The following is a 15,402-nucleotide window of genomic DNA, read 5'->3' on the forward strand; positions in this document are numbered from 1 at the left end:
AGGCCGCTATGGGCGGCGAGGCCATCAAAGACGGCCGGCTCCGTTGACTCCGGCAGAGTGCGCCCCTGATTCGACGGCGTCAACCTTGAATAGCCGGTTACGGAAAATGTGATCGCCGGGAGCTTACGTCAGGGTCAGTTTCTGAAACACCCTTGTCAGTTTCTGCACAGCTTTGTCAGGAGCGTGTTCGGTCTTTGTTCTTTCCGCTTGCCCGTTCGCGCGAAAGACGGTTAAACGGCTTTGGTCGAGAAGTGTGGCGTCTCTCGACGTGGCGGCAAAAATACCTACATAGGGAATGGCCGGGAAAACCCGCCGATCCCACTGACACCAGACCTGAGGCGGCGACCGGCGATGGCCGACCATAAATACCTTTCCATTCGCGGGGCACGCGAACACAACCTAAAGAATGTCGATCTCGACCTGCCGCGTGACAGCCTGATCGTCATGACCGGCCTGTCGGGCTCCGGCAAATCGTCGCTTGCTTTCGACACCATCTATGCCGAGGGCCAGCGCCGTTACGTCGAGAGCCTGTCGGCTTATGCGCGCCAGTTCCTCGAAATGATGCAGAAGCCGGATGTCGACCAGATCGACGGCCTGTCGCCGGCCATCTCGATCGAGCAGAAGACCACGTCGAAGAACCCGCGTTCGACGGTCGGCACCGTCACCGAGATCTACGACTACATGCGCTTGCTGTTCGCGCGCGTCGGCATCCCCTATTCGCCGGCGACCGGCCTGCCGATCGAAAGCCAGACGGTCAGCCAGATGGTCGACCGGGTGCTGGCGGTCGAGGAAGGCACGCGCCTTTTCCTGCTGGCGCCGATCGTGCGCGGCCGCAAGGGCGAATATCGCAAGGAACTGCTGGAGCTGCAGAAGAAGGGCTTTCAGCGCGTCAAGGTCGACGGCGTCTTCTATGAGATCGCCGATGTGCCGGCGCTGGACAAGAAGTACAAGCACGACATTGACGTCGTCGTCGACCGCATCGTCGTGCGCGGCGACCTGGCGACACGGCTTGCCGATTCCATCGAAACGGCGCTGAAGCTCGCCGAAGGGCTGGCGGTGGCCGAGTTCGCCGACCGGCCGCTCGACGCCAGCCAGACCGGCGAGGACTCGGTCAACAAATCGAAGAACGAGACGCATGAGCGCATCCTGTTCTCGGAAAAATTCGCCTGCCCGGTTTCCGGCTTCACCATTCCGGAGATCGAGCCCAGGCTGTTCTCGTTCAACAACCCGTTCGGCGCCTGCCCGACCTGCGACGGCCTCGGCAATCAGCGCGCCATCGACGCCAGCCTGATCGTGCCGGACGAAAACGTCTCGCTGCGCGACGGCGCCGTCAGCCCGTGGGCGAAATCGACCTCGCCGTATTATGCGCAGACGCTGGAAGCGCTGGGCAAGGCATACGGCTTCAAGCTCGGCGACAAGTTCAAAGACCTGACCGAAGAGGCAAAGGATGCCGTCCTGCGCGGCACCGGTGAGCGCGAGGTCACCTTCCAGTATGATGACGGCCTGCGCTCCTACAAGACGACCAAGACGTTCGAGGGCGTCATTCCCAATCTCGAACGGCGCTGGAAGGAAACCGAATCCGCCTGGATGCGCGAGGAGATCGAGCGCTTCATGTCGGCGACGCCCTGCCCGGTCTGCAAGGGTTACCGGCTGAAGCCGGAAGCGCTGGCGGTCAAAATCGCCGGAAAACACATTGGCGAGGTCACCGAGCAGTCGATCCGCAACGCCGACAAATGGTTCACCGATCTGCCGGCGCAGCTCAATGACAAGCAGAACGAGATTGCTGTCAGGGTGCTCAAGGAGATCCGCGACCGGCTACGCTTCCTCAACGATGTCGGCCTCGACTATCTGACGCTGTCGCGCAATTCCGGCACGCTGTCGGGCGGCGAGAGCCAGCGCATTCGTCTGGCGTCGCAGATCGGCTCCGGCCTCACCGGCGTGCTCTATGTGCTGGACGAGCCGTCGATCGGCCTGCACCAACGCGACAATGCGCGCCTGCTCGACACGCTGAAGCATTTGCGCGACATCGGCAACACGGTGATCGTTGTCGAACATGACGAGGACGCCATCCTGCATGCCGACTATGTCGTCGACATGGGCCCGGCCGCCGGCATCCATGGCGGCGAGATCATCGCCCAGGGCACGCCGCAGCAGGTGATGGCCAATCCTAATTCGATCACCGGCAAATATCTGTCGGGCGCGCTCGAAGTCGCCACGCCCGGTGTCAGGCGCGAGGCCAAGAAAAACCGCCGGCTGAAGATCGTCGGCGCGCGCGGCAACAACCTCAAGAACGTCACTGCCGAAATCCCGCTCGGCACCTTCACCGCCATCACCGGCGTGTCTGGCGGCGGCAAATCGACCTTCCTGATCGAGACGCTGTTCAAGGCGGCGTCGCGCCGCATCATGGGCTCGCGCGAGCATCCGGCCGATCACGACCGCATCGAGGGCCTCGAATTCCTCGACAAGGTCATCGACATCGACCAGTCGCCGATCGGCCGCACACCGCGTTCGAACCCGGCCACCTACACCGGCGCCTTCACACCGATCCGCGACTGGTTTGCCGGGTTGCCCGAGGCCAAGGCCCGCGGCTATCAGCCGGGCCGCTTCTCCTTCAACGTGAAGGGCGGCCGCTGCGAGGCCTGCCAGGGCGACGGCGTCATCAAGATCGAGATGCACTTCCTGCCCGACGTCTACGTCACGTGCGACGTCTGCCACGGCAAGCGCTACAACCGCGAGACGCTCGACGTCCTGTTCAAGGGCAAGTCGATCGCCGACGTCCTGGACATGACGGTCGAGGAAGGCGTCGATTTCTTTGCCGCCGTGCCCGGGGTGCGCGACAAGCTTGATACGCTGAAGCAGGTCGGCCTCGGCTACATCCATATCGGCCAGCAGGCGACGACGCTGTCGGGCGGCGAGGCGCAGCGCATCAAGCTCGCCAAGGAATTGTCGCGCAAGGCGACCGGCAAGACGCTCTACATCCTCGACGAGCCGACCACCGGCCTGCACTTCCACGACGTCGCCAAGTTGCTGGAAGTGCTGCACGAACTGGTCGACCAGGGCAACACGGTGGTGGTCATCGAGCACAATCTCGAAGTCATCAAGACCGCCGACTGGGTGCTCGACCTCGGCCCCGAAGGCGGCGATGGCGGTGGCGAACTGGTGGCACAGGGCACACCGGAAGCCATCGTGCGCGAAAAGCGCAGCTACACCGGCCAGTTCCTGAAGGAGCTTTTGGAGCGGCGGCCCGGAGGCAAGCGCGAAGCGGCGGAGTAACTGACAGACCGGTCGGGCGCCTGGAGAGCTTTGAATGACAGTCCGACAGGCGCTTGCCGGTGATCTCGACGCAGTCGTCTCGCTGACGCAGACCGCCTATGAGCACTACACGCCCCTGTTAGGCGCGCCGCCGCTCCCAGTCACCGAGGACTATGCGCCACGCATCGAGCGTGGCGAGGTCTGGCTCTTGGCGAGCGGCGCGGAACTCGCCGGGCTGATCGTTATTGAGCGCCATCCCGATCATGCGATGATCTTCAGCGTCGCGGTCTCCCCCGCTTTCCAGGGCAGGAAACTCGGCACCGCGCTGCTCGACTTCGCCCAGGAACAGGCGCGGCTATGGGGTGTGCCGGAGGTGCGGCTCTACACCAATTCGCGCATGGAGCGGAACATCGAGATCTATACGGCCTATGGCTTCCACGAAACGGGCCGCCGAGCCAATCCCCACCGTCCCGGATGGACCGTGGTCGACATGATCAAACCGGTTGGAAAAATAGCCTGACCGCATTTTTAGAACTGGGAGGAAGACGATGATCAGCCAAGGAACAATCCGCGCCGGGATGGGCGGCTGGACTTTCGAACCCTGGGATACGTCCTTCTACCCGGACAAGCTTTCCAAGGCCAAACAGCTGAGTTACGCCACCCGCCAGGTACCGAGCATCGAGGTCAACGGCACCTACTATTCCTCCTTCAAGGAGCCGACCTTCGTCAAATGGGCGGGCGAGGCGCCGGACGGTTTCGTCTATTCGCTGAAGGGCAATCGCTTCGTCACCAACCGCCGCGTGCTTGGCGAAGCCGGCGAGTCCATGACGCGCTTCCTCGGCTCCGGCATTGCCGCGCTGGGCGACAAGCTGGGCCCGATCCTGTGGCAGTTCGCGCCGACGAAAAAGTTCGACGCCGACGATTTCGAGGCCTTCCTGAAGCTGCTGCCGGAAAAGCAGGATGGCGTGGCGCTGCGCCATGCGCTGGAAGTGCGCAACGACAGTTTCAGCGTGCCGGAATTTGTGGGCCTGGCGCGCAAATACAAGGCGGCAATCGTCTATGCCGACCATGCCAAATATCCTGGTTTCGCCGACATCACCGGCGATTTTATCTATGCGCGGCTGCAGACCGGCAGCGACGACAATCCGGATTGCTATACGCCGAATGGCCTGGACGAATGGGCAGCGCGGGTGAAGACCTGGGCGCAAGGCAAGCAGCCGGCCGATCTGCGGCGCGCCGATCCGACTTTCGACGCGCCGGTGAAACCGCGCGATGTGTTCGTCTACTTCATCACCGAGGGCAAGGTGCGCGCGCCGTTCGGCGCCATGGCGCTGATGAAGCGGGTGAGCTGATCGGTTAAAGCGCGTCGCGCTGAAACGGATTCATACGACGCGATTTAAGTCGTTGTCTTGATGCATGCCGTTGTCCCAGAACCGCGGCACACTTCTGGGCGACATGCATTAGGAGCAATTCCAGGAAAGTGTGGAACGGTTTTCCCGGGAAAGCGGTCAGCGCTTTCCCTTGAAAAGGGTTTCAACCCAGAATTGCTACGATGAACCGAAGCGTGATAGCTTATGCGCATCGTAACCTTATCGATACCTCCATCCTGCATAAATCCGGTGCGGGTCCTTTCTAGAGGCCGGCCGCCGCGCGCAAGGACGAGGGCATGTCGCTCGACTACAGTTCCCTTCTGTTGGCTGTCGGGTTTTCCGCCGCTTGCCTCGGCCTGACGCTGTTCGGCATTTGGCTTACCGCGCGCTCGGAAAAATTCCTGCTGACCTGGGCGGTCAGCGTGCTTCTGATCGTCGCCGACGTCTTCGCCTACCAGGCCTATATCGACGCGCCCGGACGCCTGCTCGGCCTCGCCAGCTTCACGTTCCTGCTGCTCGGCTTCGCGACCATGCTGGGCGCGGCCCATCAGTTCACGACCGGCCGCTCGCCATTGCCGCGCATCGCTGTCGGCGCCGGCGTCTCGCTGGCAGTCGCCTTGCCGCCGATGGCGCTTGGCTATGACGGGCTGGGCTTCATGCTGGAGAATGCCTTCGCCGCGCTGCTTTTGTTTGCGACGGCCTATGAATACTGGAAGGGTCGTACGGAATTCCCGGCCCCGATCCTCGGCATTGCAGGGCTCTACACCGCCACCGCAATTTCCTTCGTGCTGTGCTCCGGTGCACTTGTCTGGGATGGCAGGCTGGTGCTTGGCCATGCGCCGAGCAACTGGGCCGAGGATTTCAGCCTCATCGTCGTCATCGCCTGCATGACCGGCATCGGCGCGCTCTCGCTGGCGCTTAACCAGGGACGCCTGGCGCAGCATCATCGCCGCGAAGCGCTGACCGATCCGCTGACCGGACTGCTCAACCGGCGCGCTTTGTTCGACCTGCACGGCAAAACACCGGTCCGGTCCTTCACCGCCGTGATCGTGTTCGATCTCGACGGCTTCAAGGCCATAAATGACGAGTTCGGCCATGCCACCGGCGACGAGGTGCTGAAACTATTCGCCAAGGATTTGACCGCCAATCTCCAGCCAGGCGATGTCGCCGCGCGCATGGGCGGAGAGGAATTTGCATTGGTGCTCGATCGCACCTTGCCTGAAAAGGTGGAATTCATAGCCGAGCGCATCCGGGCCAGTTTTGCCATGCGCCGGATCGATACCGAGACCCGCCTGCTCTCCTGCACGGTCAGCGCCGGCTACGCCTTCGGCAGCGAGGGCGGCACCAAATTCGACAAGGTGCTCAGCGCCGCCGACAGGGCGCTTTACGGCGCCAAGCGCGGCGGCCGCAATCGCGTGCTCGCCTTCCGGCGCGCCGGGTAGGCTGGCTGATATTCAGCGGGCCTGAACCTCACCACACGTAAAACAACAACCTAAAGCGCGTCGCATGAGGCCGTTCAGGCGCGAGGCGTTTTTAGGCCGCTATGACGATCTCGTTGTAAGTGTCGAGGTCGACGTAGAAAACCTTGGTGATTTCGCCGATCAGCTCATCCTGCTGGTAGCCTTGCGAGCGCAGAATGTTGATGGCGGTAATGATGTCGACACGCTCTGTCAGCCGTCGTTTCTGGTGGTCCTCGACGAACCGTTCCATAGCCCTATTCTCCTGGCAAGATTATCTGAACGCATTGACCGACAATCGGAACTGCGAGGGAAGCTAGGGTGGCTTGCTTGCGTGGAACTTGCAGGCTGAGCCAGCATATTCCCTCGATCTGCTACAGAACCAGACTGATACGGAAGCGGCCGACTCACCGAGGCCTAGGAAAGACTAGCATGCAGTATTCGGCGTGCCAGAGTGTGGCGGCCTCGGACGAAAGTCCGACGCAACGGGTGCGGACCTTCGCGACTTCATCATCCTTGGGCGTAGCGACGCGAAGCGGAGCGAAGACCCAGGGATCCATGCCGGGATGAAGAAGCGTCATTAACGGTGCAGAATGTGGAATGCCAATGTGCCGCAGAAGCGATCTTGTTCTGCATCGCGGCACTCTTTGGCTGATGTCGCGGCATGGATTCTAGGGTCTGCGCGCGTCGCTCCGCTCCTTGGCTCCGCCCTAGAATGACGAAGTGATTGTGGGCATTTCAGCCAATCTTCGACGTGTACGATCCGTGCAGCCGTCGACCTGCGTTAAACCGTCAGAAACTTCCTGACGTCCGCCCGGTCGAGATCTTCGGCCGGGCCGGTGTGGACGATCTGGCCGCGGTCCATGATGTTGACCTCGTCGGCGAGCTCGCGGCAGAAATCGAGATATTGCTCGACCAGAAGCACCGCAATGCCGGCCTGATCGCGCAAATAGTGGATGGCGCGGCCGATGTCCTTGATGATCGAGGGCTGGATGCCTTCGGTCGGCTCGTCGAGCACCAGCAGTTTCGGCCGCATGACGAGCGCCCGGCCGATGGCGAGCTGCTGCTGCTGGCCGCCTGAGAGATCGCCGCCGCGCCGCCCCAGCATCTGCTTCAGCACCGGAAACAGTTCGAAGACATGCGCCGGCACGTTGCGGTCGGCGCGCTTCAACGGCGCAAAGCCGGACTCCAGGTTTTCGCGCACCGTCAGCAGCGGAAAGATCTCCCTGCCCTGCGGTACGAATGCGATGCCCGACCGGGCGCGATCATACGCCGCGCTCCGGTCGAGCGCCTTCCCCTCGAAGGCAACGCTTCCGCTCGTCAGCCGGTGGTGGCCGACGATCGATCTCATCAAACTGGTCTTGCCGACGCCGTTGCGGCCGAGCACGCAGGTGATCTTGCCGGCACCCGCCGTCAGCGACACACCGCGCAACGCCTGAGCAGCGCCGTAATGGAGCGTGGCGTTGGAAACTTCGAGCATGTCAGCGCCTTCTCCAGAAGCGGAGGAACGAAAAGTCGAAGCGATGGAATTGCACCCGCCAGACCATGCTCATCTCCCGAGATAAACTTCGACGACCCGCTCGTCGGCCGAGACGAAATCGAGCGAGCCTTCCGACAGCACCGAGCCCTCATGCAGGCAGGTGACCTTGACGCCGAGTTCGCGCACGAAATGCATGTCGTGCTCGACGACGATGACCGAATGGTCGCGCGCTATGTCCTTGAGCAGCCGCGCGGTTTCCTCGGTCTCGGCATCGGTCATCCCTGCGACCGGCTCGTCAACCAAAAGCAGCTTCGGGTCCTGCGCCAGCAGCATGCCGATCTCCAGCCACTGTTTCTGGCCATGGCTGAGATTGGCTGCCAGATCGTGGCGCTTGTCGCCCAGCCGGATGATGCCGAGGATGTCGTCGATCTGTCTGGCTTCGGCGGCCGAGCGGCGATGGAACAGCGCCGGAAAGATCGAGCGCGGGCCCTTCAGCGCCAGCATCAGATTGTCTTCGACGCTGTGGCTTTCGAAGACGGTCGGCTTCTGGAATTTGCGGCCGATGCCCATCATGGCGATCTCCGCCTCGTCGTGCCGGGTCAGATCGACCTGGCCGTCGAAGAACACTTCGCCCTCGTCGGGCCGGGTCTTGCCGGTGACGATGTCCATCATCGTCGTCTTGCCGGCGCCGTTGGGACCGATGATGGCGCGCATCTCGCCCTTGTCGAGCACCAGCGACAGATTGTTGATGGCGCGGAAACCGTCGAAGGAGACCGAGACGCCGTCGAGATAGAGGATGGTGTTGGACTTCGACATCGCTCTATTCCGCCGGCTGCGGTTCAGGCCCGGACGCGGACCAGGCACCGGGCGTTGTTGCTGCGCTGCGCACGATCTTCAATGGCGGCGCGGCATCAGGGTCTGTGCCCGCTTCCTCTGCAATCGCTGCAGCCCGCATCGCCCGAGCGTTACCGCGCCAGGAATCCCACATGCCGACGATGCCCTTGGGCAGGAACAGGGTTACGGCGACGAACAGGCCGCCGAGCGCAAACAGCCAGAACTCCGGCAGCAGGCCGGTGAACCAGGATTTGCCGGCGTTGACCAGCAGCGCGCCGACGATCGGGCCGACAATGGTGCCGCGCCCACCGACGGCTGCCCAGATCACGACTTCGATGGAATTGGACGGCTCGAATTCGCCGGGATTGATGATACCGACCTGCGGCACATAGAGCGCGCCGGCGATGCCGGCCATGACAGCCGAGACGGTGAAGGCAAACAGCTTCACGTTCTCCGCCCGCCAGCCGAGGAAGCGGGTGCGGCTCTCGGCGTCGCGCACCGCCATCAGCAGCTTGCCGTATTTGGAGCCGACGATCGCCCAGGTGATGAAGACGGCGAGCGCGAGTATGATGGCGCTGGCGGCAAACAGGGCCGAGCGGGTGGCGTCGGCCTGCACGTTGAAGCCCAGAATATCCTTGAAATCGGTCAAGCCGTTGTTACCGCCGAAACCCATGTCGTTGCGGAAGAAGGCGAGCAGCAGCGCGTAGGTCATCGCCTGGGTGATGATGGAGAGATAGACGCCGGTGACGCGGCTGCGGAAGGCGAACCAGCCGAAGACGAAGGCGAGCAGGCCGGGCACCGCCAGCACCATGATGGCGGCGAACCAGAAGTGGTCGAAACCGGTCCAGAACCAGGGCAATTCCTTGTAGTTCAGGAACACCATGAAATCGGGCAGGATCGGATTGCCGTAAACGCCGCGCGAGCCGATCTGGCGCATGAGGTACATGCCCATCGCATAGCCGCCGAGGGCGAAGAAGGCGCCATGGCCGAGCGAGAGGATGCCGCAATAGCCCCAGACGAGATCGAGCGCCAAGGCAAGCAATGCATAGCAGAGGTACTTGCCCGTCAACGCGACGATGTAGGACGGAATATAGAACGCGCTTTGCGGCGACACTGCGAGGTTGAGCAGCGGCACGATAATGGCGGCCGTCAGCAGGATGAAAATAGTGATGGCGATGCGACGGTCGGCACCCGCGGCGAAGAAGCGTCCCGTGATCATGTTTCCACCGCCCTGCCCTTGAGCGCGAACAGGCCGCGCGGGCGCTTCTGGATGAACAGGATGATCAGCACCAGCACGACGATCTTGCCGAGCACCGCGCCAGCATAGGGTTCGAGAACCTTGTTGACGATGCCGAGCGAGAAGGCGCCGACCAGCGTGCCCCAGAGATTGCCGACGCCGCCGAAGACCACGACCATGAAGCTGTCGATGATGTAGCCGCGGCCGAGATTGGGCGAGACATTGTCGATCTGGCTGAGCGCGACGCCGGCAATGCCGGCAATGCCGGAGCCGAGCGCAAAGGTCAGCGCATCGATCCAAGGCGTCCTGATGCCCATCGAGGCGGCCATACGGCGGTTGGCGGTGACGGCGCGCATCTGCAGGCCCCAGGGCGTGCGCTTCATAACAAAGAGCAGCACGCCGAAGACGGTGAGCGCGAAGACCAGGATCCAGAGGCGGTTCCAGGTGACGGCGAGTTGGCCGACATCGAACGATCCCGACATCCAGGAGGGGTTGCCGACCTCCTGGTTGGTCGGTCCGAAGATCGAGCGCACCGCCTGCTGCAGGACAAGCGAGACGCCCCAGGTTGCGAGCAGCGTTTCCAGCGGCCGGCCGTAGAGGAAACGGATGACGCCGCGCTCGATGATCAGGCCGACGGAAGCGGCAACCAGGAAGGCGAGCGGCAGCGCGATCACCAGCGACCAGTCGAACAGGCCGGGGAATGAGGTTCGGATCACCTGCTGGACGACGAAGGTGGTGTAGGCGCCGAGCATCACCATCTCGCCATGCGCCATGTTGATGACGCCCATGACGCCGAAGGTGATGGCGAGGCCGATGGCGGCCAGCAGCAGCACCGAGCCAAGCGAGATGCCGTACCATATGTTCTGGCCGGCATCCCACAGCGCCAGGCTCGAATTGATGCTGGCGATTGCCGCCGTCGCGGCATCCTTGACCGCGCCTTGCGCATTGGCCTCGACCGCGGTGAGCAGCGAGACCGCGTCGCGGTCGCCGCGCGCGCCGATCAGGGCAATGGCGGCAAGCTTGTCGGCCTCCGGCTTATCGGAGACCAGCACCGATGCCGCGCGCGCCTGTTCGAACAATGCCTTGACCTTGGCGTCGGTCTCGGCGGCGATGGCTGCATCAAGCGGCTCGATATTGGCGGCATCGGGGGTCTTGAACATGGTGTCGGCGGCGGCGATGCGGACAGAAGGATCTTTCGCGCGCAACGTCAGCGTTCCCAGCGCATCTCGGATGACACGGCGCAGCGTGTTGTTGACCTTGATTTTGGTGATGTCGGCCTTGGCGGCGTCGCCGGCTTTCTCGCCGCTCAGCGGGTCGAGCAGCGTGACGCTGTCGGCGGCCTCACTGCCGACGAAGACGGCTGAATCGGCTTTACGAATGTAGAGATTGCCTTCGGCGAGGGCTGCAAGCGGCCGTTCAACCAGCGGATCGCCGGTGGCGGCAAGTTCGCGCACAACAGCCTCAGTGGTGGCAAAGCCCGTGCCCGTGGCGAATTTGGCGACGATGGCGCGCAGATCGGCTTCGGCTGCGTTCGACGGCAATAGGCTTGCCACCAGGAACACCAGCATGAGGCCGAGAGTGCGCAACAGGATCATCCGTTCAGATACTCTTCTGTGGGGAAATTCCGCGTCCGGGCGGGCTGAAGCGCCCGGACGCTTGGCGGTACCGATCGTGGACGCGTCCACGATCGGTCAGTCCCGGGAGGGATCAGTTCGTGCCCTTGCCGCCGCATTTGCCGGTGGCAACGTTGAAGTTGCCGCAGGACAGAGGCGCGCGCCAATCCGAAATCAGGTCCTTGGAATCGGGCAGATAGTCGGACCATTCGTCGCCCATCACGAGGCCGGGCGTCTGCGACACGGTCTCGAACTGGCCGTCGGCCTGGATCTCGCCGATCAGCACCGGCTTGGTGATGTGATGGTTCGGCATCATGGTCGAATAGCCGCCGGTGAGGTTCGGCACGGACACGCCGACCATGGCGTCGATGACCTTGTCGGGATCGGTGGTGCCAGCCTTTTCGACCGCCTTCACCCACATGTTGAAGCCGATATAGTGAGCTTCCATCGGGTCGTTGGTGGTGCGCTTGTCATTCTTGATGAACTTGTGCCAGTCGGCGATGAACTTCTTGTTTTCGGGTGTGTCGACGCTCTCGAAATAGTTCCAGGCAGCGAGATGGCCGACCAGCGGCGCGGTATCGAGACCGGCCAGTTCTTCCTCACCGACCGAAAAGGCCATGACCGGGATGTCCTCGGCCTTGATGCCCTGGTTGCCGAGTTCCTTGTAGAACGGAACGTTGGCGTCGCCATTGACGGTCGAGACGACGGCGGTCTTCTTGCCGGCCGAGCCGAATTTCTTGATTGCGGAGACTTCGGTCTGCCAGTCGGAGAAGCCGAACGGCGTGTAGTTGACCATGATGTCTTCGGCGGCGACGCCCTTGGCCTTCAGATAGGCCTCGAGGATTTTGTTGGTGGTGCGGGGATAGACGTAGTCGGTGCCTTCCAACACCCAGCGCTTCACCGAGCCACCGTCTTCGCTCATGAGATAATCGACAGCGGGAATCGCCTGCTGGTTCGGGGCGGCGCCGGTGTAGAACACGTTGCGCTCGCTTTCCTCGCCCTCATACTGGACGGGGTAGAACAGGATGTTGTCGAGTTCCGAGAACACCGGCAGCACCGATTTGCGCGACACCGAAGTCCAGCAGCCGAACACGGCGGCGACCTTGTCCTTGGAGATCAGCTCACGCGCCTTCTCGGCGAAGAGCGGCCAGTTGGAGGCCGGATCGACAACGACCGCCTCAAGCTTCTTGCCGAGCAGGCCGCCCTTGGCGTTCTGCTCTTCGATGAGCATCAGCATGGCGTCTTTCAGCGTCGTCTCCGAAATCGCCATGGTCCCCGACAGCGAATGCAGAATGCCGACCTTGATCGTGTCTTCGGCGGCCTGGGCCGGAGACGACATCGACAGGCCGGCGGCGACCACGCCGGCCGAAAACATTTTTGTTATTGTGGAGAAATTACCCCTCATACCGAAGACTCCCAAGCTGTTTGATTGCACCGCGATAACGCAATGCAACTGCCGTGCCAAACGCAAAGGCGCCGCTCACGAAGATGGAATAGCCGAGCGTTATCAGCCGGTTGGTATATTAGTCTCGAGAAAACAGTGGTAGCCGGCGAAAATTGATTGAGGCAAATTTGCGCAGCGCACATGGCTTTTGCCTAATTTTTGCCCAATTGAGACAAATGCCTAGTTTTTGATCTCCGGCCGTGTGTTCCGGGCTAACAATGTTGCGGTACCGCGCAAAAATAGGGCAAGCTCGCCCTTCAAAAGAGTGACGTCATGACATCTCGCACCTCATGCATTTCCGGCATCCTGCTGCTGATGGCAACGAGCGGCGCCGCGCGCGCCGATTTCAGCGAGGGCAAGCTTCCGGACGGCACCTATCATTGCGAGGTCTACCTGCTCGGCGCCTTCCTCAACCTCGGCGACATCACCATCAAGGGCAATGTCTATAGTGGTCCGGTGACATTCGGCACCGCGACGCAAGGCTACAACTATCAGATGAATGCCAATGGCGAGATCACCTGGCTCGGGCCGCTGGGCGGCTATACCACCGGTGGCAACTCCGTCTCCATGACACAGGCAACACTGGACGGCGAGACCGCCCCGTCATTCGACATCATTCTGAAGCAGCCCGACGGCGCCTTCACCGCCTCGACCTGCACCAAGGGCTGAGCGATGCGTAGTGCCGCGCCCAGTTGCGGCAAAACCTTCCTCTTATGTCATGTGAATGTTGCCTAAGCAGACTAGGGCAACGGTGCGCCGTAACATCCACCCTGAGAGGCAGACACCATGGCCAATACACCGTCTTCATCCTCCCCCGTCATCCGCGAAATCATTGCCGAGCGCGTCTCGCGCCGGTCTCTTTTGAAAGGCAGCCTCGCCTCCGGCGCGCTGATTGCCGGCGGCAGCTTTGTCGGCTCCTTGTTTGCCGGCGAAACGCATGCCGCCGCAGCGCAGTCGACGCTCGGCTTTCCCGAGCTCAAACGGGTCTACGGCAAGACCCATGCCGCCGCCGAAGGCTATGAGACGACCATCGTCGCGCGCTGGGGCGACCCGCTTGCAGCCGGCCTCGCCGAATTCGACGGCAACAAGGTCGCGGCGGAGGAACAGGAAAAGCGCTTCGGCTACAATTGCGACTACATCGCCTTCATGCCGCTGCCCAAGGGCACGGTGAATTCCGATCATGGCCTGCTCTGCGTCAACAACGAATACATCTCGCCCAATGTGATGTTTCCGGGGATGACCGAGGGCGATGCCGGCAAGACGATGACCAGGGAACAGGTCGATCTCGGCATGGCCGCGATGGGCCATTCGATCCTCGAGGTGCAGGTAAAGGACGGCACGTGGGAAACCGTGGCGGACAGCCCGCTCAACCGCCGCATCACCGCCAACACCGAAATGACCGTTTCCGGACCGGTTGCCGGCCATGCGCTGATGAAAACCTCGGCCGACGCGACTGGCACGAAAGTGCTCGGCACCAGCTATAATTGCAGCGGCGGTGTTACCCCGTGGGGCACGGTGCTGACCTGCGAGGAAGGCGTGTCCGACATTTTCGGCGGCGACCCGAAGAAGGCGCCGACCGCCGAGCTTCTGGACCGTTACGGCTTCGACGGCTCCGATATCTATGGCCGCGGCCGCTTCCATGACCGCTTCAACCTCGACAAGGAACCGAACGAGGCCAACCGCTTCGACTGGGTGGTCGAGATCGACCCTTACGATCCTAAGTCCAGGCCGGTGAAGCGCACGGCACTTGGCCGCATGTCGCATGAGGCCTCGACCGTGGTCCTCAACAAGGACGGCCGCGTTGTCGTCTATATGGGTGACGACGACTATTTCGAATACATGTACCGCTTCGTCTCGGCCAAGGCCTATGACAAGGCCAACCCGGGCTCCGGCGCCGATCTGCTCGACGATGGCGTTCTGTCGGTCGCCCGCTTCGATGCCGATGGCTCGATGACGTGGCTGCCGCTGGTGCACGGCCAGGGCAAGCTTACCGCCGAGAACGGTTTTGCCGACCAGGCCGAGGTGCTGTTGAAGACGCGGTTTGCGGCAGATGCGCTCGGCGCCACGCCGATGGACCGGCCAGAGGACATCGAGACCAATCCGGTGACCGGCCGCGTCTATGCGGTGATGACCAAGAACAAGAAGCGCGACCAGTCGAAGGTCAATCCGGCCAACACGCGGCCGGAAAATCTCTGGGGCCATATTGTCGAACTGATCCCGCCTGGCGGCCGCGGCGCGGACGCCGACCACACGGCCGAAAACTATGCCTGGGACCTGTTCGTGCTCTGCGGCAACCCGAAAGATGCCAAGGTCGGCGCTACTTTTCATCCGGATACGTCGGACAATGGCTGGTTCGTCTGCCCCGACAACATCACCTTCGACCCGGCGGGGCGGCTGTGGGTGGCGACGGACGGCGCCAATGATTTCGACCTGCCGGACGGCGTCTATGGCGTCGACACCGAAGGTGCGGCGCGCGGCCTGCCGAAGCTGCTGTTCACCTGCCCGCACGGCGCCGAAGCGACCGGCCCGTGCTTCACGCCGGACGGCACGACTTTGTTCCTGTCGGTGCAGCACCCTGCGGAAGATGCCGAGACGCTCGACAAGGTGCAGACGCTATGGCCCGATTTCAAAGACGGCCAGTTGCCGCGACCTTCCGTCGTCGCCATCCGCCGCAGGGACGGACAGCCGGTCGGCGCATAGTGAGTCCTAGTGAAA

General features: G+C 62.5%; 12 protein-coding genes. 6 read left to right on the forward strand and 6 right to left on the reverse strand.

Features of this window, described 5'->3' with window-relative positions; genetic code table 11:
* Window positions 1-351: 351 nt before the first annotated feature.
* The 4 genes from uvrA to NKH38_RS10975 all read left to right on the forward strand — a co-directional run bounded on the left by uvrA (window position 352) and on the right by NKH38_RS10975 (window position 6,064).
* Entirely contained in the window at window positions 352-3,273 is a 2,922-nt protein-coding gene (gene uvrA, locus NKH38_RS10960; protein ID WP_352759978.1) for an excinuclease ABC subunit UvrA, read from the forward strand.
* A 34-nt stretch (window positions 3,274-3,307) separates the two neighbouring features.
* Window positions 3,308-3,772 carry a GNAT family N-acetyltransferase gene (locus tag NKH38_RS10965; protein WP_352759981.1) on the forward strand — a complete coding sequence of 155 codons (465 nt, stop codon included), beginning with the start codon at window positions 3,308-3,310 and terminating at the stop codon, window positions 3,770-3,772.
* A 28-nt stretch (window positions 3,773-3,800) separates the two neighbouring features.
* The gene (locus NKH38_RS10970) at window positions 3,801-4,604 is read left to right on the forward strand and encodes a DUF72 domain-containing protein (protein ID WP_352637602.1); all 804 of its coding nucleotides are present in this window, start codon (window positions 3,801-3,803) and stop codon (window positions 4,602-4,604) included.
* Window positions 4,605-4,918: 314 nt separating this feature from the next.
* Window positions 4,919-6,064: a GGDEF domain-containing protein gene (locus NKH38_RS10975; RefSeq protein WP_352637600.1), complete on the forward strand. Its 1,146-nt coding sequence runs from the start codon at window positions 4,919-4,921 to the stop codon at window positions 6,062-6,064.
* A 91-nt stretch (window positions 6,065-6,155) separates the two neighbouring features.
* Here NKH38_RS10975 and NKH38_RS10980 read toward each other — a convergent pair whose 3' ends face one another.
* The 6 genes from NKH38_RS10980 to urtA form a co-directional block, all read right to left on the reverse strand.
* Window positions 6,156-6,332: a hypothetical protein gene (locus NKH38_RS10980; RefSeq protein ID WP_023670936.1), complete on the reverse strand. Its 177-nt coding sequence runs from the start codon at window positions 6,330-6,332 to the stop codon at window positions 6,156-6,158.
* 531 nt (window positions 6,333-6,863) lie between these two features.
* On the reverse strand, window positions 6,864-7,559 hold the full coding sequence (urtE, locus tag NKH38_RS10985; protein ID WP_023706182.1) for an urea ABC transporter ATP-binding subunit UrtE: 696 nt from the start codon (window positions 7,557-7,559) through the stop codon (window positions 6,864-6,866).
* Between the two features lie 69 nt (window positions 7,560-7,628).
* The gene (gene urtD / locus NKH38_RS10990; RefSeq protein ID WP_023696501.1) at window positions 7,629-8,375 is read right to left on the reverse strand and encodes an urea ABC transporter ATP-binding protein UrtD; all 747 of its coding nucleotides are present in this window, start codon (window positions 8,373-8,375) and stop codon (window positions 7,629-7,631) included.
* Between the two features lie 4 nt (window positions 8,376-8,379).
* Window positions 8,380-9,612 (reverse strand): urea ABC transporter permease subunit UrtC, encoded by a 1,233-nt coding sequence (gene urtC / locus NKH38_RS10995; RefSeq protein ID WP_023688641.1) that lies wholly within the window; start codon window positions 9,610-9,612, stop codon window positions 8,380-8,382.
* Window positions 9,609-11,225 (reverse strand): urea ABC transporter permease subunit UrtB, encoded by a 1,617-nt coding sequence (urtB, locus tag NKH38_RS11000; protein WP_023712392.1) that lies wholly within the window; start codon window positions 11,223-11,225, stop codon window positions 9,609-9,611. Before urtB ends, urtC begins: the two co-directional genes overlap by 4 nt.
* A gap of 112 nt (window positions 11,226-11,337) precedes the next feature.
* Window positions 11,338-12,648, reverse strand: a complete 1,311-nt coding sequence (urtA, locus tag NKH38_RS11005) for an urea ABC transporter substrate-binding protein (protein WP_023688643.1) — start codon at window positions 12,646-12,648, stop codon at window positions 11,338-11,340.
* A gap of 312 nt (window positions 12,649-12,960) precedes the next feature.
* Here urtA and NKH38_RS11010 point away from each other — a divergent pair, with 312 nt between their 5' ends.
* Window positions 12,961-13,356, forward strand: coding sequence for a hypothetical protein (locus NKH38_RS11010; protein WP_023688644.1), 396 nt, complete (start codon window positions 12,961-12,963; stop codon window positions 13,354-13,356).
* A 117-nt stretch (window positions 13,357-13,473) separates the two neighbouring features.
* Window positions 13,474-15,387 (forward strand): PhoX family protein, encoded by a 1,914-nt coding sequence (locus tag NKH38_RS11015; RefSeq protein ID WP_352759991.1) that lies wholly within the window; start codon window positions 13,474-13,476, stop codon window positions 15,385-15,387.
* Window positions 15,388-15,402 lie beyond the last annotated feature (15 nt).

The organism is Mesorhizobium sp. M1078, assembly GCF_040318615.1.
Classification (GTDB): Bacteria; Pseudomonadota; Alphaproteobacteria; order Rhizobiales; family Rhizobiaceae; genus Mesorhizobium.